Annotated in this window: 21 protein-coding genes; 8 read left to right on the top strand and 13 right to left on the bottom strand. The window is 64.5% G+C overall.

The genetic code is table 11. The features are described 5' to 3' along the window. Positions 1 to 4: 4 nt before the first annotated feature. From VQ065_RS14045 to VQ065_RS14020, 6 genes are all read right to left on the bottom strand, one after another. Positions 5 to 1,603 (bottom strand): outer membrane protein transport protein, encoded by a 1,599-nt coding sequence (locus VQ065_RS14045; RefSeq protein ID WP_003087797.1) that lies wholly within the window; start codon positions 1,601 to 1,603, stop codon positions 5 to 7. Between the two features lie 19 nt (positions 1,604 to 1,622). Continuing rightward, positions 1,623 to 2,648 (bottom strand): transporter, encoded by a 1,026-nt coding sequence (locus VQ065_RS14040; RefSeq protein WP_003120313.1) that lies wholly within the window; start codon positions 2,646 to 2,648, stop codon positions 1,623 to 1,625. Positions 2,649 to 2,688: 40 nt separating this feature from the next. Continuing rightward, positions 2,689 to 3,450 carry a C39 family peptidase gene (locus tag VQ065_RS14035; protein WP_003087793.1) on the bottom strand — a complete coding sequence of 254 codons (762 nt, stop codon included), beginning with the start codon at positions 3,448 to 3,450 and terminating at the stop codon, positions 2,689 to 2,691. A 78-nt stretch (positions 3,451 to 3,528) separates the two neighbouring features. Beyond that, entirely contained in the window at positions 3,529 to 3,966 is a 438-nt protein-coding gene (locus tag VQ065_RS14030; protein WP_003098074.1) for a DUF6160 family protein, read from the bottom strand. Positions 3,967 to 4,197: 231 nt separating this feature from the next. Next, entirely contained in the window at positions 4,198 to 6,921 is a 2,724-nt protein-coding gene (locus VQ065_RS14025; RefSeq protein WP_003087788.1) for a LuxR C-terminal-related transcriptional regulator, read from the bottom strand. A gap of 2 nt (positions 6,922 to 6,923) precedes the next feature. Next, positions 6,924 to 9,629, bottom strand: a complete 2,706-nt coding sequence (locus tag VQ065_RS14020; protein WP_003120314.1) for a LuxR C-terminal-related transcriptional regulator — start codon at positions 9,627 to 9,629, stop codon at positions 6,924 to 6,926. A gap of 164 nt (positions 9,630 to 9,793) precedes the next feature. Between VQ065_RS14020 and pabB the strand changes: the two genes are divergently transcribed. Next, a complete protein-coding gene (gene pabB, locus VQ065_RS14015; RefSeq protein WP_023098682.1) occupies positions 9,794 to 11,155 on the top strand; it encodes an aminodeoxychorismate synthase component I in 1,362 nt (453 codons plus the stop codon). A gap of 42 nt (positions 11,156 to 11,197) precedes the next feature. Here pabB and thrH read toward each other — a convergent pair whose 3' ends face one another. Further along, positions 11,198 to 11,815 carry a bifunctional phosphoserine phosphatase/homoserine phosphotransferase ThrH gene (gene thrH / locus VQ065_RS14010; RefSeq protein WP_003087781.1) on the bottom strand — a complete coding sequence of 206 codons (618 nt, stop codon included), beginning with the start codon at positions 11,813 to 11,815 and terminating at the stop codon, positions 11,198 to 11,200. Between the two features lie 203 nt (positions 11,816 to 12,018). On the opposite strand from thrH, the gene VQ065_RS14005 reads away from it, so the two are divergent. Then, positions 12,019 to 12,753: a phosphoadenylyl-sulfate reductase gene (locus VQ065_RS14005; protein WP_003087779.1), complete on the top strand. Its 735-nt coding sequence runs from the start codon at positions 12,019 to 12,021 to the stop codon at positions 12,751 to 12,753. A 64-nt stretch (positions 12,754 to 12,817) separates the two neighbouring features. Continuing rightward, positions 12,818 to 13,165 (top strand): hypothetical protein, encoded by a 348-nt coding sequence (locus VQ065_RS14000; protein WP_003087777.1) that lies wholly within the window; start codon positions 12,818 to 12,820, stop codon positions 13,163 to 13,165. A gap of 56 nt (positions 13,166 to 13,221) precedes the next feature. On the opposite strand, the gene cysB is transcribed toward VQ065_RS14000, so the two are convergent. The 4 genes from cysB to VQ065_RS13980 all read right to left on the bottom strand — a co-directional run bounded on the left by cysB (position 13,222) and on the right by VQ065_RS13980 (position 16,312). Further along, on the bottom strand, positions 13,222 to 14,196 hold the full coding sequence (cysB, locus tag VQ065_RS13995; protein WP_003087775.1) for an HTH-type transcriptional regulator CysB: 975 nt from the start codon (positions 14,194 to 14,196) through the stop codon (positions 13,222 to 13,224). A 131-nt stretch (positions 14,197 to 14,327) separates the two neighbouring features. After that, positions 14,328 to 14,825, bottom strand: a complete 498-nt coding sequence (locus tag VQ065_RS13990; RefSeq protein WP_003087770.1) for a universal stress protein — start codon at positions 14,823 to 14,825, stop codon at positions 14,328 to 14,330. A 162-nt stretch (positions 14,826 to 14,987) separates the two neighbouring features. Beyond that, on the bottom strand, positions 14,988 to 15,935 hold the full coding sequence (locus tag VQ065_RS13985; protein ID WP_003113573.1) for a putative 2-dehydropantoate 2-reductase: 948 nt from the start codon (positions 15,933 to 15,935) through the stop codon (positions 14,988 to 14,990). Then, complete coding sequence (locus VQ065_RS13980) at positions 15,935 to 16,312, bottom strand: thioredoxin family protein (RefSeq protein ID WP_003120319.1); 378 nt, start codon at positions 16,310 to 16,312, stop codon at positions 15,935 to 15,937. The genes VQ065_RS13985 and VQ065_RS13980 overlap by 1 nt, the downstream gene beginning before the upstream one ends. A 317-nt stretch (positions 16,313 to 16,629) precedes the next feature. Here VQ065_RS13980 and VQ065_RS13975 point away from each other — a divergent pair, with 317 nt between their 5' ends. Next, entirely contained in the window at positions 16,630 to 17,706 is a 1,077-nt protein-coding gene (locus VQ065_RS13975; protein WP_003087765.1) for a 3-deoxy-7-phosphoheptulonate synthase, read from the top strand. 56 nt (positions 17,707 to 17,762) lie between these two features. Here VQ065_RS13975 and VQ065_RS13970 read toward each other — a convergent pair whose 3' ends face one another. After that, positions 17,763 to 18,047 carry a GNAT family N-acetyltransferase gene (locus VQ065_RS13970; RefSeq protein ID WP_003087762.1) on the bottom strand — a complete coding sequence of 95 codons (285 nt, stop codon included), beginning with the start codon at positions 18,045 to 18,047 and terminating at the stop codon, positions 17,763 to 17,765. A gap of 384 nt (positions 18,048 to 18,431) precedes the next feature. On the opposite strand from VQ065_RS13970, the gene VQ065_RS13965 reads away from it, so the two are divergent. After that, complete coding sequence (locus tag VQ065_RS13965; RefSeq protein WP_003087759.1) at positions 18,432 to 19,121, top strand: crotonase/enoyl-CoA hydratase family protein; 690 nt, start codon at positions 18,432 to 18,434, stop codon at positions 19,119 to 19,121. A gap of 150 nt (positions 19,122 to 19,271) precedes the next feature. Next, positions 19,272 to 19,460, top strand: coding sequence for a hypothetical protein (locus VQ065_RS13960; protein ID WP_003087758.1), 189 nt, complete (start codon positions 19,272 to 19,274; stop codon positions 19,458 to 19,460). A 71-nt stretch (positions 19,461 to 19,531) separates the two neighbouring features. On the opposite strand, the gene VQ065_RS13955 is transcribed toward VQ065_RS13960, so the two are convergent. Then, on the bottom strand, positions 19,532 to 20,038 hold the full coding sequence (locus tag VQ065_RS13955; protein ID WP_003087757.1) for a macro domain-containing protein: 507 nt from the start codon (positions 20,036 to 20,038) through the stop codon (positions 19,532 to 19,534). A gap of 220 nt (positions 20,039 to 20,258) precedes the next feature. Here VQ065_RS13955 and VQ065_RS13950 point away from each other — a divergent pair, with 220 nt between their 5' ends. Further along, the gene (locus tag VQ065_RS13950) at positions 20,259 to 20,747 is read left to right on the top strand and encodes a hypothetical protein (RefSeq protein WP_003087756.1); all 489 of its coding nucleotides are present in this window, start codon (positions 20,259 to 20,261) and stop codon (positions 20,745 to 20,747) included. A 154-nt stretch (positions 20,748 to 20,901) separates the two neighbouring features. After that, positions 20,902 to 21,120 carry a hypothetical protein gene (locus VQ065_RS13945; protein ID WP_003087755.1) on the top strand — a complete coding sequence of 73 codons (219 nt, stop codon included), beginning with the start codon at positions 20,902 to 20,904 and terminating at the stop codon, positions 21,118 to 21,120. The last annotated feature ends 3 nt before the right edge of the window (positions 21,121 to 21,123 follow it).

Below are 21,123 nucleotides of genomic sequence, written 5' to 3'. Positions count from 1 at the left end.
GCCCTCAGAAGGTCGTACGGTAGGTCATGGCGAAAATATAGGCCTTCACCGTGGTGTCCACGTCCAGTCCCGCGTAGGGGTTGTACACCAGGTTGTCGAGCCCGGTGCAGTTCAGGTTGCAGCTGGTATCGGCCTTGACGCTCTGCTTGGTGACGAAGTAGTTGAAACCGACATCGATCACCGTGTCCTTGTCCCACTGGTAGCCCAGCCCCAGGCCGTAGAGATTGGCATCGCCGATCGGCACCAGGATGTCCGCCTGGCCCTTGGGGATCGCCGAAGGCCGGTATTCGTAGCCGGCGCGTAGCTGCAAACGGTCGTTGACGTCGTACTGCACGCCCATGGCCCAGCTCCAGGTATCGCGGTAGCCGCGGTCGAGGGTGATGCTGTGGCTGGTGGCGTCCTTCGAGTCGAGGTACTTGGCGATGCGCAGCAGGTCAAGCTCGCGGTCGAACTCGATCTTGAACTCGTTCCAGTCGCTGTAGCCGTTCCATTTCAGGTCGAAGTTGAATTGCCACTTCTTGAACGGGCGCAGCTTCACGCCGGTGGAGAAGGCATCCGGGTAGACCATCTTCATCGTGGCGTTGCCATGCTCTTCATCGACGTTCCCGTAGGGGAACATCTGGCCGAGGATCGCACCACCGAGCGACTTGTGCACCCCGGTCCAGAAACCCTGCCAGCCTTGGCCGTAGTCGACCCGGTAATTGCCCTTGAGCCTCATCCGCGACTCGCTCTGGTAGGTCGCGCCCCAGGCGAACCAGTCGGTGGGCTCCCAGAGCACGCCGAGGTTGAAGCTGGGCGACAGCGACTGCTGCATGTCCAGGTCGATATTGGCCAGGTTCTGGAACGGGCCGATGTTGCCGCCGCAGACGTTGAAGAACACCTCGAGGATCTCCTGCATTCCCGGCAGGCAACCGATCTCCTTGGTCTGCTGCAACAGCCCGAGCAACTGGTTCGGCGCCCGGAAATCCTCGTTCAACGCTACTGCCTGGTGGGAAAAACCCACCGACAGGCCGACCGACAGCTCGTCGTTGACCTGGTAGGCCAGGGTCGGCGAGAAGTAGGTGAGCCGCTGCAACGACACCTCGCGTCCCTGGTAGCGCGCCGGATCGCTATCGGAATCGCGGCTGTAGCCCAGCGCTTGCGGGGTGTAGACGTTGGTGGCGAAGGTGAACTTGGAACCCGGCGGGTTGATCGAGATCCCGGCCAGCGGCGCCACCAGCAACGGCACGTCGGTCATGCCGCCGAGGCCGGGCAGGTACATGGTCGGGGTCAGGGTCCGGCTGTGGCTGTTGGCGACCGGGTCGTCGCGCAGGCCGAAGGTGCCTTCGCCGTAGTTCGGCGGCGCCTTGAAGCCGGCGCGGATGTCCATTACCCCGGTGAGCAGCTTCACGGTCGCCTGGCGGCCCTTCATCTTGGTCAGCGCCGCCGGGTTGTAGTGCACCGAATCGATGCCGGTCTCGTCGGCGGTCACGGCGTTGCCGAGGGCCATGGCTTTCGGGTTGCCGATGGTCAGGTCGTTGGCCATCTGCGCGCCGGCCGGCGGAATCCAGGCCAGGCACACCCCTGCCAGCGCCAGCCAGAGCGGCGCAATGCGCATCTTCATAACAGGCCTCGCTCGCGGGTTACTGGGCCTTCAGCCCTTTGATATCGAGGGGTACGGATAACCCCAGCAGTACATCCGGCGAGTCTTCCGTGAGGCCGAAACCGGCGTTGACGTTGACGATGTAGTCCGGTGACGTCCGCAAGCCGAGCGAGAAGTTCATGATGCTACTGGTCTGTTCGGACGACTCGAACGTACCGGCAGTGGTGTGGTAGCGGTTCTTCAGCGTGTAGGCCATCTGGTACGAAGTCGCCAGCGAGACGTCGTAGGACAGCGCGTAGGCCATGCCCATGTTGAAGTTGATCGTGTTGCCGGGCGAGACCTTCTCCAGCTGGGAGTTGTCGGCCAGGGTCTGGTGCACGTCGTCCACCGGCAGGTTCCAGGTGTAGCCGAGCGAGCCGTAGAGGACCACCGGGTCGATCACATAGGACATGTTCGCGCCGAAGCCCAGGCTGTAGTAGCCGTTGCCGGTGGAGATGTCCTTGTCCAGGTTGGTCTTGTAGGGACTGTCGCCGGTCGGCAGGCCGATGGTGGTATACAGCGTGGTGACCGGCCGCCCGCGCACCGCCGCCCAGGGCTGCCAGCGCAAGGTCGCGGAAACGTCGCCGAGGCTGTAGGCGTGGGTATCCATCTCGGTGTCGTACTTGGCTACCAGCGGCAGGCGGAAACTGAAGGTGAGGTTGTCCCAGATCCCGTAGTCGAAGGTGAAGGAGTTGGTGAAGGTGTGCTGGGACTGGCTCTGCCGGCCGGCGAGGCCGTAGATCTGCGTGCCGCCGCTGGTCTTGGTCAGCGGCACCAGGGTCAGCCGCTGGTCGCGCACCAGCGCGTAGTCGAAACCGTAGGTCAGGGTCCGCTCGCCCTTCTTCAGCAAGGTGTAGCTCTTCTCGGCGGCCTGGAAGACTTCCTCCAGCGCCTTGGCGCTGTCGGCATCGTCATTCTTCTTGGCCAGCGCGTCACGGGCCTGGTCGACCGAGGCTTCCTCGGCAACGGACAAACCGCTGATAGACAGCATCAGCGCCGCCGCGCATGTGTACCCCCTGATTCTCATGGCGCTATCCCCAGAGATTGTTCTTGTTTTTGGGTATCTGCTACTTGGTGCGCAGGTGTATGACCTCGCCACCAGTGCCCAGCTCACGGACCTGGTTTTCAGTGATCTTGTTGATCTGCGGAAACTCGCGGAACGCCAGCAGGCTGACGGTGCGGTCGTCCACCAGGCGCATGTCGCGATCGTTCAGCGCCAGCGCGTTGCGGGGCTCCTGCCCACTCGGGAAGATCACGAACAGGACGTTCTGGTCCCAGATTTCCTCGAAGCGCGTCCGGGTGAAGCTGATGTTGCCCAAGGCCGGATCGGCGACGAAGACGTGATCGTTGTAGACATCGCGCACCACCACGAAATGCTTGAAGCCGGCATAGTGGATGGGGACCAGCGCCGGATGCTCGAGAGCGTCCAGGTCGCTGAACTCGGCGCGAAAACCACCGCTCTTGTAGCCCAGCGCAGCGGCGTAGCGCTTCATGTCGAGCAGCGAGAAACCGCGGCGCTGCACGATCTTATCGGCCTCGCCATAGCGCAGCAGCCCTTCCATGACCTGGCGTTCCTCGAGGTTGCGCCCGAGGTAGTAGTCCAGCAGCGTGGTAAGCGCCGCCGAGCCGCAGCTGTAGTCATAGGCCTGGCGGATGACGTTGCGGAACTGCAACTGGCTCATCGGCTCCAGTTGCACCGATTCGCGGTAGGGTCCATTGGGGGTCAGAGGCTGGCTGAGGTTGACCGTGCCCTGCGGTTGCGGCTTGGTATCGACCGTCTGGGTGAACCCGAACAGCCCGATCAGACTTCCCAGCAAAATCTCGAACATCGCCCCGTCGTACCTCTTTCGGAGAAAGACCCCGCCGATGCCTCGGCGAGGTCTTCGCGTCTCGACTCGGTTCCTGGATCAGTGACCCCAGACCTTGATGGTGGAACCGGCCATGTTCAGCCCGGAGACGGTCAGCGAGCCGATGCTGGCGGCGCTGGTGTCGCCCACCTTGATGGCGCCAACGGTCACGTCGCCGGTGATGGCCGGCAGGCCGATGGCCAGTTGCTGGGTCGACTTGCCGCCGATATCGGTGGTGACGACGTCGATGGTCAGCGGCTTGGTATCGTCGATGGTCAGCGCCGGCAGGCTGATGTTCTCCAGCCGCAGGGAGCCGCCGTTGGTGTCGGTATCGGTGTAGGTCACGGCCCCGACGGAGCCCTGGAAAGTACCGGAAATGCTGATGCCTGCCTGGCCGGTCACGTCGGACAGCGCGCCATCGTCCATGGCTTTCAGGTCGGCATGCGCCAGCAAGGGAGCAGCCAGAACAGCAGTTGCAAGGAACAGGTGCTTTTTCATTGTTATTTCTCCAGTGTTCAGGTGTGGTTTGCCCCAGGGCACTGCCGTTTGCATCCTGTCCCCGGCAGATCGACCGGCATCTCGCCGGTCTCCAGGTCCGGTACTGCTTCCCTAGGTGTCCCGGACATGGATTCGGTAGAGCCTCATGCTCTCTCGTCCTGGATTCCAAGCTACTGGGCCACCCCTTCCGCCGCCAGCCCATCCAAGGGATGGAGCGATGGCGGCTGCCGCTCACGCCTCGCTCAGCAGTCCCAGGCTTTTACCCTTTAGTACGGCTTGCGTTCTGCTCTTCACACCCAGCTTGGCGAACAGGTTGTGCAGGTGCCACTTGATGGTGGCTTCCGACAGGTGCACCGCCTGCGCGATATCGCGGTTCGACAAGCCCGCCGCCACCAGCCGCAGGATTTCCCGTTCGCGATGGCTAACATCCTGATTTTCATCGAAACTTTCCGGGTCCACGGAGAGCTTCCGGCACTGCTCGCGGAGCAGGTCGGCCAGCCCCTGCCAGGCCGCGGCACGCTTGGGCTCCGCTTCCCTCCAGCTTTCCCACATCGGCAACAGCCACAACGCGTCGTCCTGGAACAGCCGGCGATAGCCGAGATTCCAGGCTTCCTCGAGCGTGGCGAGGAACAGGCCGATGGCTTTTTCGCTGTTACCTTTCTGCCAATACGCCACAGAAAGTAACAAGGACAAACGCAGCCGCCGATCCCTCTGGTAAGCGGAAGAGTAGCCGGCCAGACAGCTTTCCAGCTTGCTCTGCGCGCGTTCCGCGTGACGCTCGGACAATGCCAGCCGAGCCTCCGCCAGGACCAGGGCGGTCTGTGCGTCGGCGTGCCGCTCGCCGGAGAGCCCGGCAAGATGCCGCTCCAGTTGCAGGCAGACCCGTTCGGCCTCGTTCGGACGGCGCAGCCACAGCAGGAACTGCACCTTGCAGCTCATGGCGTGAGCATAGACACGCTCGTAGCCGGGCGAGAGCAGACCGCTCAGCCATTCGTCGAGTTGCGCCAGCCCCTGCTCGGCGGCGCCGGAGAAGAAGCGCGCCTTGGCCATGACCAACTGGCCGCGACTGAGCAGTTCCACCGGCGTCGCGACATCCCGCCAGACCGTCGCCAGCGGTAGTTCGGCGAGCACGCCGGCATGCCGGTCCTGCTCGTAGAGCAGGTCGGCATAGGCCAGCGACAAGGGGCCGCCGACCCGGCTGCGCCGGCCGAATACCTGCTCGACCCGGTTGCGCGCCGACTCGGCGATCGCCCTGCCCCGCTCCAGATCGCCACTCTCCTTGCAGATCAGGGATTCGATCAGGCTGGTCACCACCTGCAGGTACTCGCTGTCGGCGACTTTCAGGTCCTCCCGCGCGGAACCGATGGCGCCGGCGGCCTCGGCGTAGTCGCCGAGCAGCGCATGCGCCGAAGCCTGCACGCAGAGCAGGCTGGCGCGGAACACCGGCTGGTTGCTCGGGACCATGGACAGCCAGTGACGGGCGACCTTCAGGCAGGCTTCGAGCTTGTCCTGGTAGAGCAACACCAGGGCCTTGAGCACCTGGGCGGCGGCGAGCAACTCGCCGAGCCCGAAGTGCATGACCTTGCCGCGCCCCTGCAAGAGGCGGTGGCTGACCTCCTCGATCAACGCCTCGGCCTCGGCGAAGCGTTGCTCGAACGCCAGTTGCCAGGCGTAGAAGATCTGGAACACCGGATGCTCGCGGATCACCTCGGCGGGAATGCCGTTGAGCATGCCGAGGATGCCGTACACCCGGTTACCGGCGATCAGGCGCGCGCCCTGGCGCTCCAGCAACTCGGCGGCGAACAGGTAGTCGCGGGCGCGAAGGGCGTACTTGATCGCCCGGTCGGCCAGGTCGCGCCCCTCGCACCAGCGCGCCGCCGCATGCAGCAACGGGGTCGGATCGGCATGCCGGGACAGCCGCCCCTGGAGGAACTCGGCGAACAGATGGTGGTAGCGGAACCATTCGCGCTGGTCGTCCAGGGCGATGACGAACAACTGCTCGTTCTGCAGGCGCATGAGCATGTCCAGGCCGTCGCGACGCCCGGTCAGCGCATTGCACAGTTCCGCATTGAACTCGTCGAGCACCGAGGTCTGGTCGAGGAACAGCTGCAGGTCGGCGGGCAGGCTGGCCAGCACGTCTTCCGCCAGGTAGTCGGCGATGTTCCGTTCGGTCCCGGAGAGCCCGCGGAGGAAACCTTCCCGGTCGGTATTGCGACTGAGGGCCAGGGCCGCCAGGTGCAACGCCGTGATCCAGCCTTCGGTGCGCTTGAACAGCAGCTTCAGCTCGCGCTCGCCCAGCTCCAGCCCCTTGAGGTCGAGGAGAAACGCATCGCTCTCCTCGCGCGAAAGTCGCAGGTCTTCCGCGCTCAGGCAGAAGGTCCAGGGCTTGAGGGTCGGTTCGTCGACCAGGAAGCGCGGGCGGAAGCGGGTCGAGGCCACCACCCGCACGTGATCGGGCAGGTTCTCGATCAGGTAGCGAACCCCATGCGGCAAGGCGGCGTGGCGGATGCGGTGGAAATCGTCGAGGAACAGGTACAAGGGGCCTTCCAGGCGACGCAGGTCGGCGAGGAAGGCATCCAGGATGCCCTCCAGCGGCACCGCGACGTCGGTGCCGAGCAGATTGGCGGTATTGCCGCCGAATGCCGGGACCACTCGCTGGATGCTCGCCAGCAGGTACTGGATCAGACGCTGCGGTTCGCTGTCGGTCTCGTCGCAGGACAGCCATGCCACCGCCGCGCCCTGCTCCAGCAGGCGCAGGCGCAACTGGCAGAGGATGGTGCTCTTGCCGAAGCCGGCCGGCGCGCTGAGCACCATCGCGCGTCGCCCGCGGGCCTCGTACAGGCGGTCGATCAGCGCCTGGCGGGGCAGCAGCGGCAGCCCTCCGGCGCCTGGCGGGAACAGCTTGGTCTGCAACAGCGGGATGGTGCTGGCGGGAACCCCGTCGCGATGGCCCATGGTCAGAGCAGGCTCAGCTCGCGGGCTCGCCGGATCGCCTGGGTGCGATTGCGCACCTTGAGCTTTTCGTAGATGTTGTGCAGATGCCATTTGACGGTCCCCAGGGCCAGCGACAGGCGCTGGCCGATTTCTTCGTTGGATAGGCCCTGTGCGGCCAGGCAGACCACTTCGCGCTCGCGCTCCGTCAGGCCTTCCTCGAGCGCATCCTGGGGCTTGCGCACGCCCTGCCCGGGCCAGATGCCGAGCAGGCCGCGAATGAAGGTCTGTAGCGCCGGCTGGCGCTCGGTGGATTCGAGTTGCTGGAGCAACTGGCGAATGCCGTCGCCTTCCTCGATGAAGAGGCTGCGCACCCCTTCCCGTTCGGCATTGATCAGGCATTCGCCGAGCAGGCTGTTGGCCCGTTCCTGGTAGCCCAGGCGCTGATAGCTGAGCGCCGCCAGGATATCCAGGCGCAGGCGCTGCAGGCCGTGCCAACCGGGCTGCAAGGTGCCGCGCAACTGAGTGATCTCGTGCAGCGCCTCGCTGAAATGTCCTCGCCCCTGCAACAGGCGCACGCGGCTCACGCCCAGCGACCAGTTGACCGGGTTGAAGGCCATGTTGCGGTAGTGTGCCGCCATCTTGTTCCAGTCCACGCTCTTCAACCGCTGCTCGGCGCGCTTCAGGCGGTCGGGGCCGCTGTCCTGGAGGATCAGGTTGATCTCTTCGGCCATGGCCTGGGCGAAGAAGCGCCACGACTGATTGCGCGAGGCCAGGGCCTGCATCGCCGCCAGGCTGGCCAGCGCCTCCTTCGGCCGTCCCAGCAGGCGCTGGGTGCGCGCCAGGCAGATCTGTCCCTGGGCATAGAAATCGATCGGATTGATCACATCCACATGCCCGAGCGCCCAGCCCAGGCGCTCTTCCAGCCCATCCAGCTCGATCCTGTAGTAGGCGGTCAGGGCCTCGGTGATGGTCGGCAGCGCCAGCGCGCTCCTGGACTTCTCGAACAGCGGCCGGGCGCGCTGGCGGAGCCGCTCGATGAGCAGTTGCGCCTGTTTCACCTGGCCCTGCTCGAGTGCGAGGATCACCTCGACGTTGGCCAGTTGCATGTCCAGGTAGCGCCCTTCGAGGAAATGATTGCGCTGCTGCGCCAGCCCCAGCAGGCGCCGCGCCTGGTCGCCCTGGCCACGGACCACCTGGGCCAGCGCGGCGGTGATCAACACCGCCACTTCGAGGAAGGCAGCGTTCTGCCCGAGTTGGACCTCGACCCGGCGAGCCAGGGCGATGCACAGTTCCAGATCGTCCTTCTGCAACGCCACCACCGCCTTCACCGCCAGCGCGGAGAGGTACTGGTCGCCCATCGGCCCATCGCCGCGGCTCTCCCCCCAGCGCGCCAGCAGTTCGTCGATGATCCGGTTGGCCTCGCCCAGGCTGAGGTCGCTGGCCCGCGACCAGACATCGGTAAGGACCAGGATCGGATAGCGCTCGGCGATTTCGTCCGGCACATGCTTGCGCCAACGGTAGATCAGGCTGAGCTGGCCGCGGTTGATCAGCTCCAGTCCGCATCCGTCGACCAGCGCGGCGATCATCTCCGGGTCTTCCGCCGCACAGGCATGCTCGATGGCGAACGTCGGCATGTGGTGGTTGGTGAACCACAGGCTGGCGTTGAAATGCAGTTGCTTGAAACGGTCCGGATCGGAGTCGCGCAGGCGGTTGCGGAGGAAGTCGGCGAACAGCAGGTGGAAGCGATACCACTGGCGTTCGCGATCCAGCGGCAGGAGGAACAATTGCATGGACTCCAGGCGCTCCAGCAGCGCCTGGCCGTCCTGGCGCCCGGTCAGGGCGTTGGCCAGGTCGCCGCTCAATTGGCTGGCAACGCCAAGGGCCAGCAGCGCTTCCTGCAGGTCGCCAGGCAAGCGTTCGAAGACCGCCGCCAGCAGATAGGCGCTGACCGCCTGCTTGTCGCCGTCGAGCAGGGCCATTTCCTGCACCTGCGGTTGCTGGCGCAGCCACAGGCTGACGAGATGCACGCCCACCACCCAGCCTTCGGTCTGGCCATAGAGCGCCTTCAGGCAGGGCTCGTCCAGATAGAGACCGCTGCGCTCGAGGTATTCGCGGGTTTCCTCGAAGCCGAGGCGCAGCTCCTCGAGGCCGATTTCCAGCAACAGTCCCTTGGCCCGCCAGGTAGCCAGGCTCAGCGCCGGCTGCGAACGCGTGCCCAGGGCCAGGACCAGCCCGGGCGGTGCGTACTGCACCAGGCGATTGAGGCCGGTGAAGATGTCCGGGTTGCTAACCAGGTGCAGGTCGTCCAGCACCAGCAGCAACGGCCGCGCATAGCGATCGAGATCGCCGAGCAGGCTTTCGATCACCGCCACCACCGGGACCCGCATGGTGTTCTGCAGGTAGGTCTGGGCGTCGTCTCCAAGCTGCGGCACGGCTTCGCCCAGCGCCTCGATGAGCTGCCGGCAGAAACGGGCGGGGTCGTCGTCTTCTTCGGCCAGCGACAGCCAGGCCACCGCCTGGTCTGCTACAGTGCGCTCCCTGGCCAGGGCGGCGAGCGCGCAGGTCTTGCCGAAGCCGGCAGGTGCGGAAAACATCAGAACGCGTGAATGGGGATTGCGATCCAGCAGGTTGCGGATCGCGGGGCGAAGAGAATATTCGGCTGGCACCTGAGGCGGCACTATTCTGGAGCGCGAAAGGCTGCCGGCTGCTGGATCCTGTACTGCATCCACGGCCTGTATCCCTGTGTCATTATCATTGTGGTACGGAGCCAAATCTCCGTGGGATATTTCCATAATTAGCAGATCACCCTTCTTACGTAAACTGAAGAAATGGCTCTAGGATCGACGATTCCGGCGAACTAGAATTCCTGACTGTCCCACTACCCCCACTTTCCATGCCCAGTTGTCATGTTCACCCCCTGCCCTACCATAGCGACGCAAGCTGTCTCTTTGCCATCATCCATGAGGCGCCCGGTGCGGTGATGCTCGATTCGGGTCGCCCCATCGCTACCCGTGGACGCTATGACCTTATGAGCGCCTGGCCATTGGCAGAACTGGCGCCGCTGCCCGACGAATCGGCCAACCGCTTCTTCGCCCGCCTACGCGAAGCGGCCGGAAGCCTGGGCCCCGCGCAGCTGCCAGCGCCGTACGAACTGCCCTTCGCCGGCGGTCTGCTGGGCTATTTATCCTACGACCTGGGTCGGCGCATCGAGCGCATCGGCGAACACGCCCGCGATGACCTGGGCCTGCCGCTGGCCTCCGTCGGTCTGTATGCCTGGGCGCTGATCAGCGACCACCAGGCCGGCACCAGCCAACTGGTATTCCACCCGCGATTGGACGAGCGCGAACGCCAGCGCCTGATCGCCCTGTTCAGCGAGGAAGCGCAAGGCACGGCCGGCAACTTCAAGCTTCTGGGAAAATTCCGACGGAGCATCAGCGCATCCGACTATCGGCAGGCGATCCGCCGCATCCAGGACTACATCCAGGCAGGCGACTGCTACCAGGTGAACTATAGCCAGCGTTTCCAGGCCGCTTGCAGCGGCTCGCCGTGGCCGGCCTATCGCGCCCTGCGCGAGGCCTGCCCGACGCCGTTCTCCGGCTACCTGCGACTGGCCGACGGCGCGATCCTCAGCCTGTCGCCGGAGCGCTTCCTCAAGCTCGGCAAGGGCAAGGTGGAAACCCGGCCGATCAAGGGCACCCGCCCGCGCGGCAAGACGCCCGAGGAGGACATGGCGCTGGCGGCGTCGCTGCTGGCCAGCCCCAAGGACCGCGCGGAAAACCTGATGATCGTCGACCTGCTGCGCAACGACATCGGACGCAGTTGCCAACCTGGCAGCGTACGGGTACCGGAGCTGTTTGCCCTGGAAAGCTATCCCAACGTGCATCACCTGGTGAGCAGCGTCACCGGCGAACTGGCGCCGGGCAAGGACGCCCTCGACCTGCTGGAAGGCAGCTTCCCCGGCGGCTCGATCACCGGCGCGCCGAAGATTCGCGCCATGCAGATCATCGACGAGCTGGAACCGAGCCGACGCGGCATCTACTGCGGCAGCCTGTTCTACCTCGACGTGCGCGGCGAGATGGACAGCTCGATCGCCATCCGCACCCTGCTGGTCAGGGACGGCCAGGTCAGTTGCTGGGGCGGCGGCGGCATCGTCGCCGACTCGCACTGGGAGGACGAGTACCAGGAAACCCTGGACAAGGTCCGGGTGCTGCTGGAAACCCTGGAAGGAATGGCCGGGACAGCGTCCCCGGAATAGAAAAGAGCCCGCGTTCCGCGGGCTCTTTCATCGGCGGCGCGGCTACACGCTCAGCGAACGGCTGGAAGCCTTGAGGAACTCGCGCTTGAGGTCTTCGTAGGTATGCACCGCGGGGAACTGGGGAAACTCGCGGATCACGTTTTCCGGGGCATGGAACAGGATGCCGGCGTGGGCCTCGGAAAGCATGGTGGTGTCGTTGTAGGAATCGCCGGCGGCGATCACCCGATAGTAGAGGCTCTTGAAGGCGATCACCGACTGCCGCTTGGGATCCTTCTGGCGCAATTGATAGCCGACCACGCGGTCGCTGTCGTCGATCTCCAGCTTGTGGCACAACAGGGTCGGGAAGCCCAACTGGCGCATCAGCGGCTGGGAGAACTCGTAGAAGGTGTCGGAGAGAATCACCACCTGGAAGCGCTCGCGCAGCCAGTCGACGAATTCCACCGCCCCCTCCAGCGGCTTCAGGGTGGCGATCACCTCCTGGATATCGCCCAGCTTCAGGCCATGTTCGTCGAGGATGCGCAGGCGCTGCTTCATCAGCACGTCGTAGTCCGGAATGTCCCGGGTGGTCGCCTTCAAGGCGTCGATACCGGTTTTTTCCGCGAACGCGATCCAGATTTCCGGAACCAGCACGCCTTCCAGGTCAAGACAGGCAATTTCCACAGGACTCTCCTCGAAATTTTCTGAACGATGGGGTGACGACGGACGCGGCACTCTAGCCCCTCGCCGAGGGCAAGGCAACGCCGGCTTATTCCTGGAATCAAGGTCGACAGGGGTAAATGGTTATTTAGGGCCATATGCCGCCCTTTGCTACCATTCCCGCCACAGAGCGCAACAGCGCCGCCCCGCACCAGGACCCCAGCCCGATGAGCCAGCCTTTCGACCTTCCCGCCCTCGCTTCCAGCCTTGCCGACAAATCCCCCCAGGACATCCTGAAAGCCGCCTTCGAGCACTTCGGCGACGAGCTGTGGATCTCCTTCAGCGGCGCCGAGGACGTCGTCCTGGTAGACATGGCCTGGAAGCTCAACCGCAACGTGAAGGTGTTCAGCCTCGACACCGGTCGCCTGCACCCGGAAACCTATCGTTTCATCGACCAGGTCCGCGAACACTACGGCATAGCCATCGACGTGCTTTCCCCCGACCCGCGCCTGCTCGAACCCCTGGTGAAGGAAAAGGGCCTGTTCAGCTTCTACCGGGACGGCCACGGCGAGTGCTGCGGCATCCGCAAGATCGAACCGCTCAAGCGCAAGCTCGCCGGCGTGCGCGCCTGGGCCACCGGCCAACGCCGCGACCAGAGCCCCGGCACGCGCAGCCAGGTGGCGGTGCTGGAAATCGACGGTGCCTTTTCCACGCCGGAAAAGCCGCTGTACAAGTTCAACCCGCTGTCGTCCATGACCAGCGAGGAAGTCTGGGGCTATATCCGCATGCTCGAACTGCCCTACAACAGCCTGCACGAACGCGGCTATATCAGCATCGGCTGCGAACCCTGCACCCGTCCGGTGCTGCCCAACCAGCACGAGCGCGAGGGCCGCTGGTGGTGGGAGGAAGCCACCCACAAGGAGTGCGGGCTGCACGCCGGCAACCTGATCAGCAAGGCCTGAAACCGTCGATAGAGCGTATGCAATCGGGGTAAAGTGCGGGTCGAACCCCGAGCGGAGACCCAGCATGCGCATCACCATGGTCAAGAAAGTCCTCGCCAACGGCGAGGACTGCCGCAAGTGCAAGGAAGTCCGGCAACGCCTGGAACAAGGCGGCTACCTGCCGCGCATCCATCGCACCCTGGTGGCCGACGAACGCGACCCGAACAGCGCAGGCTGGATGGTCGCCGCCCAATATGGCGTAGAGACCGCGCCGTTCTTCGTGGTTCGCCACGACGACGGGCGCGAACAGGTCTACACCGTGTTCATGAGCTTCCTCCATGAAGTCCTCGAACCGCGAGCAGAGCAGGCCGCGGACGCCGATCGCGAAGCGCTGGCCAGGCTGGCCGGACGCGACAATCTCGACATGCTCTGAGGGCCAGCCATGAAAAAGCCCGGCACCAGGCCGGGCTTTTTCATGGGCCGAGGCGATCAGTAGACCGGCAGTTCGATGCCGTCGAACAACTCGTCCAGCTCGGCCTTGTTGTGGCATTGCACGGCCTTGGCCAGCAGCTCGCGGGTCAGGTGCGGAGCGAATTTCTCGATGAAGTCGCACATGAAGCCGCGCAGGAAGGTGCCGCGGCGGAAGCCGATCTTGGTCACGCTGGACTCGAACAGGTGGCTGGCGTCGAGGATCACCAGGTCGTTGTCGAGCTTCGGATCGACCGCCATGTGCGCCACGATGCCGACCCCCAGGCCCAACCGCACGTAGGTCTTGATCACGTCGGCATCGGCCGCGGTGAATACCACCTTGGGCACCAGTCCGCGCTGGCTGAAGGCTTCGTCGAGCTTGGAACGGCCGGTGAAGCCGAACACGTAGGTGACGATCGGCTGCTCGGCCAGGGCTTCCAGGGTCAGTTTCGGCAGCTTGGTCAGCGGATGCCCGTGGGGCACGATGACACAGCGATTCCAGCGGTAGCAGGGCATCATGATCAGGTCGCCGAACAACTCCAGCGCCTCGGTGGCGATGGCGAAGTCGACGGTGCCGTCGGCCGCCATTTCGGCGATCTGCATCGGCGTGCCCTGGTGCATGTGCAGGGAGACGTCCGGGTACTGCTTGATGAAGCCGCTGATCACGTTGGGCAGCGCATAGCGCGCCTGGGTGTGGGTAGTGGCGATGGACAGCGTGCCCTTCTTCTCGTTGGAGAATTCCTGGGCGATCTGCTTGATGCTCTCGACCTTGCGCAGGATCTCGCCGGCGGTATGGATGATCCGCTCCCCCGCCGGCGTCACCCGGGTCAGGTGCTTGCCGCTGCGAGCGAACACCTCGACGCCCAGTTCGTCCTCCAGCAGGCGGATCTGCTTGCTGATGCCCGGCTGCGAAGTATAGAGGCTCTGCGCCGTGGCGGAGACGTTGAGGTCGTGGTGCGCAACCTCCCAGATATAGCGCAATTGCTGAAGCTTCATGGAGATTCCTCGAAAAGGTTGTCGCGACCGGCGATCAAGAACCGAAGGTATATAACCATATTAATGGTTTGAGGAATAAAATTAGACGTTTTTTTTGATTTTGCACGCTTTTTCACCAGCCGACCGCTGGCCTACAGGTCGCGACTACGGTGCTGCAACATCGGCACCAGGTACACCGGTACCTCCGCCAGTTGCACCAGACGCGCGGCAGTCCGGCCCAGCGGCGTATCGAGCTGGGTGCCGTGGCTATGGCTGCCGGCGACGATCAGGTCCACGGCCAGCTTTTCCGCCTCATCGAGGATCATCTGCGGCGGGTCGCCCTGCACCACCCGCACGCTCTTGACCAGCGCCGCATCCTGGGGCAACTCGCCGAGTTCATCGCGAAACCCTTCCAGGACCCGCTTCTCGATGCTTTCCATGACGTTGTCCAGCCCTTGCGCCCGCAGGTCCTGGAGACGCTCGGTGTCAAGGTAAGTCTGCAGGACCGACTCGGCGAACAGCCCGAGGGGCTCCACCACATGGACGACATAGAGCTCGGCGTTGTAGGCGCGGGTCAGCGACAGGGCGTGTTGCAGGACATAGGGAGCATAGAGCCCCAGATCGGTGGCATAGAGAATCGAACGAATCATGCGGCCTCCTCGACAGCCTGCGCGGCGGGCCTCATTAGCAGATTAGCAGCAAGCATCCATTCTCCTAGCGTTCCCTGCTGTTTCGGGCTTTTTCCGGCCCGTTGGGGTAAATCCCTTTTCTCCCTGCGAGCGCGGCGCCGGCTGGTCGCCGCGCTCGGCCCTTCAGCGCGGTTGCGCTTCGAGGAAGCGCAACGCCTGGTGCAGCGCCTCGACCCTGGGCATCCGGTAGCCCGCAGCAGCAGCGCGGGCCAGGGGCGCGGCATAGATCGCCGCCAGCTCCAGTGGCCGCCCATGGGCGAAGTCGTGGTACATGCTCGGCCGATAGTCGGGCATCCGCTCGGTCGCCGCCAACAGTTGGTCCGCATAGCCCTCAGGCAGGATGAAGCCGCAGGCGCCGGCAGCACCGATGACTTCCTCCATGATCGCCTCGATCAGCGACCGACTGTCCGCGTTGGCCATCAGCGGCGCGGTGCTGCTCTTCAGCAATACCGACAGCCCGTTGTAGGGGATGTTCCAGACCAGCTTCTGCCAGCGCGCCTGCTCCAGGTCGGGCATCGCCGTGGACTCCAGCCCGGACTCGCGGAACAGCGCGGCACCCTCCTCGACGATCTCGCGCCGGCGGCGCTCGTCGGCCGGTCCGGAATGATAGCCGAGATTCACTCCGCCGTAGGCCTGGTGCTCGATCACGCCCGGTTCGCCGCGATGCACACAGATGAAGCAGAGGCCGCCCAGCAGATGCAGGCTTTCCGGCAGCAGCGGCCGCAGCCGCTCCTCCACGCCCAGACCGTTCTGCAGCAGCAGAACCTTGGCTCCCGGCGCCGCCGCTGCGCGGATCAGGGGTGCCAGTTCGTCATTGCCGGTGGTCTTGGCGCCCACCAGCAACCAGTCGCAGGGCGGCATGTCCTGCGCCGAATGGTAGGCCTGGACCGGCGCCAGGCGCCGGAAGCCATGCACCGCACTATTCAGGCTGAGTCCGGCGCGATTGACCGCCTCGAACTCGCTGCGCAGGAGAAAATGCACGTCGTGACCGGCATGCGCCAGCATCAATCCATAGAAGCCGCCGATGGCTCCCGTACCGATGACGCCGATCCGTTGCTGCTTTGAATCCATCAGGGCAACTCCTCAGGTAAAGCGGTCGACCCCGCCAGCACCGCACCCCGCAAGGCTTCCTGGTGCAGCGGAACGTTCAGTGCGCCATGGAAGCGGCCGTCGCGGACCATGAACAGGGCCGGCAGGTGAAAGACGCCGTAGCGTTCCACCAGGCCGCCATTGCGGCCGGCGTCCACCCAGCACAGGCGCTCGATGGGCAGGTCCATCGCGGGGAGATGGCGCCGGGCCCAGCGGCACGACGCGCAGCCTTCGCTGGTGAATACCAACAGCGAAACCCCTTCCAGGGCAAGCAACTGCCGGTCGGCGTCCAGATCGGTGAGTTCCAGGGACGGCACGCTGCTGACCTCGATAGAAAGGAAGAAATGGGGCCCGACCATCATCCGTATGCTTCGGCTCCTGCGATAGCGCTGGCGCCCTCCTCGGCCAGCGGATACGCGCAAGGCGCGCCCCTCCGCAGCACCTGCACAATATCGTCCGCGGCGGCCTCGCCTGCAACTCCGCTGGCAGCCTTGGCCCGGAGCAACGAAGAAAACGTGCGCAGAGCGGGGAAAACACCGGCGAACCGCGTCCCGCCCATTGTCTAGGCCCGGCCCGACACGTTAAGGTTCGTCTCCCCGTTTGCGAACTTCATGCCTGCGCCCTTTCGCAGGGGGCCTCCCGGCGGCCGGCGCCCGTGACCTGATTGAGTACCACGATGGCTGATTTACAGATCGACGACCTTAACGTTGCCTCCAACGAGACCCTGATCACGCCGGAGCAGCTCAAGCGTGAAATTCCCCTGACCGACAAGGCGCTGCAGACCGTGGCCCATGGTCGCCAGGTGGTGCGCGACATTCTGGATGGCAAGGACCACCGTCTGTTCGTGGTGATCGGCCCCTGCTCCATCCACGACATCAAGGCCGCCCACGAATACGCCGACCGCCTCAAGGCGCTCGCGGCCGAAGTGGCGGATACGCTGTTCCTGGTGATGCGCGTGTACTTCGAGAAGCCGCGTACCACGGTGGGCTGGAAAGGCCTGATCAACGATCCGTACCTGGACGACTCGTTCAAGATCCAGGATGGCCTGCACATCGGCCGCCAACTGCTCCGCGACCTCGCCGAGAAAGGCTTGCCCACCGCCACCGAAGCGCTCGACCCGATTTCCCCGCAGTACCTGCAGGACCTGATCAGTTGGTCGGCGATCGGCGCCCGTACCACCGAATCGCAGACCCACCGCGAGATGGCCTCCGGCCTGTCTTCCGCGGTCGGCTTCAAGAACGGCACCGATGGCAGCCTGACCGTGGCGATCAATGCCCTGCAGTCGGTCTCCAGCCCGCATCGCTTCCTCGGCATCAACCAGCAGGGCGGCGTATCCATCGTCACCACCAAGGGCAACCGCTACGGTCACGTGGTGTTGCGCGGCGGCAACGGCAAGCCGAACTACGATTCGGTCAGCGTCGCGCTCTGCGAGCAGGACCTGAACAAGGCGAAAATCCCGCTGAACATCATGGTCGACTGCAGCCACGCCAACTCCAACAAGGACCCGGCCCTGCAACCGCTGGTGATGGACAACGTCAGCAACCAGATCGTCGAAGGCAACAACTCGATCGTCGGCCTGATGGTGGAAAGCCACCTGGGCTGGGGCAGCCAGCCGATTCCGAAGGATCTCGACCAACTTCAGTACGGCGTCTCCATCACCGACGCCTGCATCGACTGGGCGACCACCGAGAAGAGCATCCGCAGCATGCACGCCAAGCTCAAGGACGTGCTGCCGAAACGCCAGCGCGGCTGAGCGAGGTGGAAACGAAAACGCCGGGCTGATGCCCGGCGTTTTCATTGCGCGCCTGCTCAGGCGGCCGGATCGGCCTGACGCTGGCGACGCTCGATGTAACGCTCCACGTAGGAGCAGGACGGGATCACGCTGTAGCCCATGCGGTCGGCGTACTGCAGGGCGTGCTCGGTCAACGCGGCGGCGATACCGCGACCACGCAGCGAATCCGGTACGAAGGTCCGGTAGATATCCAGCGTCTGCTTGCCCAGGTCCATATAGGCCAGATAGGCACGATGGCCATCCACCGTCGTCTCGAATTGATGGCCGCCCACGTCATGATGGATGGACAGGGACTCGCTCACTTTGGATCTCCTCAACGGGTTCGTAACCCGACCCGCGCCTGATTGATAGGTTCCTCGCGAGGAAGCCCCCGCGTACCGGCCTCCAGCGGACCGCCGGAGACCTTCGTCCGTTCTCGTCCCGGTGGCGGATCGCGCCTGGCGGACATCCTCGAAACGGCTGGCCTGCACCGCATGCAAGGCCGGACTAACGATAGGGCCCATATTGCTGTCTTCCCCGGTCAGACTCAACCGTTTCTTCTGGCAGGAACGCGCAGGCGTCGCTGGAGCCCTGGCCGGGAGGCCGCGCAAGCGCAATCGCGCATGACCCGCGGGTCAGCCAAAGCGCTTTACGCCGACGGCGGCCATCAGTAAGGTCTGCGCCACTCCACCAAAAGGAATCCTGCCATGAGCGAGTTGATCAGCTACCAGTTCGAAGACGGCATCGCCACCCTGACCCTCAACAACGGCAAGGTGAACGCCATCTCCCCGGCGGTGATCGACGCCTTCAACCAGGCTCTCGACCAGGCCTTGCAGGACAAGGCCGTGGTCATCGTCACTGGCCAGCCGGGCATCCTCTCCGGTGGCTACGACCTGAAGGTCATGACCTCCGGCCCGGAGAATGCCGTCAACCTGGTCGCCGCCGGCTCGACCCTGGCTCGCCGCCTGCTCTCCCATCCCTACCCGGTGATCGTCGCCTGCCCCGGGCACGCGGTAGCCAAGGGCGCCTTCCTGCTGCTCTCGGCCGACTACCGGATCGGCGTCGACGGGCCGTTCCAGATCGGCCTGAACGAAGTCGCCATCGGCATGACCATGCACCATGTCGGCATCGAACTGGCCCGCGATCGCCTGCGCAAGTCGGCGTTCACCCGCTCGGTCATCAATGCCGAGATGTTCAGTCCGGCCGCTGCGGTGGATGCCGGCTTCCTCGACACCCTGGTCAGCGCCGACCAGTTGCAGGAAAGCGCGCGTGCAGCGGCCCAGCAGTTGAAGAAACTCAACATGACCGCGCACCGCAATACCAAGCTCAAGGTGCGCAAGGCACTGCTGGAAACCCTCGACCAGGCGATCGAGCTGGACAAGAAGCACCTGGGCTAAGGCCCGCTCCAGCGAAAGCCCGGTTGATACCGGGCTTTTTTTGCGCCCAATAATTACTTATTACGCAAAGGTAACTCTCCAGAACTGCTATTTTTAAAAAATTATTACGAATTATCCTGATGACATTCCCAAGGAAAACCGGAGGTCATCATGAAACGCAACGTCTTCGCCGCCATTCTCCTCGGCATGGCTACCACCCTCGCAGTGCAAGCCAGCTTCGCCGACGAATCCAGCCTGATGGAAAACCGCATGGTCCAACTGAACCAGCACGCCATCGAGCAGGCCCAGCAGCAACAGGCCACGGCGCCAACCGCGAGCGACACCGATGCGCAGGGTTGAACGCCGCCTGCCAGGAACGTTTTTCTTTTCCCCGCAACCCTGAAAAGCCCGGCTCACGCCGGGCTTTTCGTTCAGGCCAGCTTTTCCTCGGCCGCCACGCCCTTGCGATAGACCTCGTAGAGAATCACCGGGATCTCCAGGTCGCCCAGGTGGCGAACCACCAGCGGCTTGACCTCGGACCAGTCCAGCCCGCCCACTCCCGTCGCCACGCAGGGCAGAGCCAGGCTGCTCACCCCTTCGCTGCGCACATAGCGGGCCAGCTCGCGCAGGGCATGGCCGACATCCTCCAGGCTCGCCTTGCCCGGCTTGGCGCTACGACCGCTGTGCAGCATGCCCTGGGTGATCAGGTTGACGATGCACTGGGTCTTGCCCTGCTCGTCGACCCCGGCCCAGACCCAGATGCCGCCCGGCTCGGGCGCCCTGGCATGGGCGGCATGCCGGTAGTCGCGAACCATCGACGGCCAGCGTTCGCGCAAGGCGAGGGCCAGGCCGCTGTCGAAATGGTCCTGGGGCGCGATGCCGTGGGCGATCACCTGGGCCCCGGAAAGCAGAATGTCACCTTCAACTTCACGAATCATGAGCGTTTCCTTCTTGGCTTCGGGACAGGCGCTTCGTGCGCCGCCCTGCATCTTTCACCGTACGCCTTGCCCGCCGGCGCCAGTTGATGCGTATCAAGAACGGCCGGTCCCATCCGCTACGGGCCGACTAGACTGCATGCGAGGGAACCTTGGAGGCGCCTCGCCTCTCCATTGGATTCCAGCCTCGTGCCGTCTCATCCATGACAAGGAAACAACCGCCATGCCGAAATGGATTGCACTTTGCCTGATCCCGCTGTTGGCAAGCTGCGCCACCTGCCGCCAGGACAGCGACAGGGAAAAACTGCTGTACGAGAACGACATGCTGCAGGCGAAACTGATCATCGTCGCCAACGACCGCGATCGCCTGCCGCTGGCCCAGGCCCTGCTGGAGCGCGCGGCGCGCGACGACCGCAGCGGCGAGGCGGACTTCTACCAGGCCGTGCTGATCGCTCGCCGCGACGGCCAGGCCAGCGATTGCGAGCGCATCACCCGCCTCCTCGAACGTTCCGCCGAGCGACGCTACCCGCTGGCCAACGCGATGCTCTACAAGATCTACGCCGAGCCCTTCCTGTTGCCGCGCGCCGACATTCCCAAGGCCGAGACCTATCGCCAGGCCTACGCCGAGCTGCCGGTCGCGCGCAGCGGCTACCCCTCCTTCGAGCGAGCCCGGCAGGTGGTCGATCGCCTGCTCGCGCCGACTTCGTCCTGATCCATCGGGCCCGAACCCGGGCCCCGCAACCCGTACCGGTCGTTCGGCCAAAGCATCATTTCTGTCGATAGTTAATAGCGCGACAATTCGTTATCCAATCGAATTCTTCTCCGCGATCCTATGCCCATCCGAGGTATCGATCACGGAAGCCGCCATGAAACGTCGCAGCCCACGCCATTACGCCCGCAACACCGCCCTGGCCACCCTGGGTCTATACGCCATCCTCATGCTGGTCGTGCTGAGCCTCGTCGCCGGCGCCGAAAGCGTCAGGAACGCCACACCGGACAACGACACCGCCACGACCTTCTCCAACCAGATCGGCCAGGCCCTGCCAGGCCTGCTCTCGGGGTTGAACAGTCGACGCGCCGGTTGAACG

It is taken from the genome of Pseudomonas sp. KBN10P06128 (assembly GCF_037574945.1).
Taxonomy (GTDB): domain Bacteria; phylum Pseudomonadota; class Gammaproteobacteria; order Pseudomonadales; family Pseudomonadaceae; genus Pseudomonas; species Pseudomonas aeruginosa.
The sequence above is the reverse complement of the archived record's forward strand: the minus strand, read 5'-3'. Positions and strand labels throughout refer to the sequence as shown.

Coding starts and splice junctions, on each gene's coding strand:
- VQ065_RS14045 (WP_003087797.1), bottom strand. CDS start 1,603: ATGAAGATGCGCATTGCGCCGCTCTGGCTGGCGCTGGCAGGGGTGTGC.
- VQ065_RS14040 (WP_003120313.1), bottom strand. CDS start 2,648: ATGAGAATCAGGGGGTACACATGCGCGGCGGCGCTGATGCTGTCTATC.
- VQ065_RS14035 (WP_003087793.1), bottom strand. CDS start 3,450: ATGTTCGAGATTTTGCTGGGAAGTCTGATCGGGCTGTTCGGGTTCACC.
- VQ065_RS14030 (WP_003098074.1), bottom strand. CDS start 3,966: ATGAAAAAGCACCTGTTCCTTGCAACTGCTGTTCTGGCTGCTCCCTTG.
- VQ065_RS14025 (WP_003087788.1), bottom strand. CDS start 6,921: ATGGGCCATCGCGACGGGGTTCCCGCCAGCACCATCCCGCTGTTGCAG.
- pabB (WP_023098682.1), top strand. CDS start 9,794: ATGCCCAGTTGTCATGTTCACCCCCTGCCCTACCATAGCGACGCAAGC.
- VQ065_RS14005 (WP_003087779.1), top strand. CDS start 12,019: ATGAGCCAGCCTTTCGACCTTCCCGCCCTCGCTTCCAGCCTTGCCGAC.
- VQ065_RS14000 (WP_003087777.1), top strand. CDS start 12,818: ATGCGCATCACCATGGTCAAGAAAGTCCTCGCCAACGGCGAGGACTGC.
- cysB (WP_003087775.1), bottom strand. CDS start 14,196: ATGAAGCTTCAGCAATTGCGCTATATCTGGGAGGTTGCGCACCACGAC.
- VQ065_RS13990 (WP_003087770.1), bottom strand. CDS start 14,825: ATGATTCGTTCGATTCTCTATGCCACCGATCTGGGGCTCTATGCTCCC.
- VQ065_RS13985 (WP_003113573.1), bottom strand. CDS start 15,935: ATGGATTCAAAGCAGCAACGGATCGGCGTCATCGGTACGGGAGCCATC.
- VQ065_RS13980 (WP_003120319.1), bottom strand. CDS start 16,312: ATGGTCGGGCCCCATTTCTTCCTTTCTATCGAGGTCAGCAGCGTGCCG.
- VQ065_RS13975 (WP_003087765.1), top strand. CDS start 16,630: ATGGCTGATTTACAGATCGACGACCTTAACGTTGCCTCCAACGAGACC.
- VQ065_RS13965 (WP_003087759.1), top strand. CDS start 18,432: ATGAGCGAGTTGATCAGCTACCAGTTCGAAGACGGCATCGCCACCCTG.
- VQ065_RS13960 (WP_003087758.1), top strand. CDS start 19,272: ATGAAACGCAACGTCTTCGCCGCCATTCTCCTCGGCATGGCTACCACC.
- VQ065_RS13955 (WP_003087757.1), bottom strand. CDS start 20,038: ATGATTCGTGAAGTTGAAGGTGACATTCTGCTTTCCGGGGCCCAGGTG.
- VQ065_RS13950 (WP_003087756.1), top strand. CDS start 20,259: ATGCCGAAATGGATTGCACTTTGCCTGATCCCGCTGTTGGCAAGCTGC.
- VQ065_RS13945 (WP_003087755.1), top strand. CDS start 20,902: ATGAAACGTCGCAGCCCACGCCATTACGCCCGCAACACCGCCCTGGCC.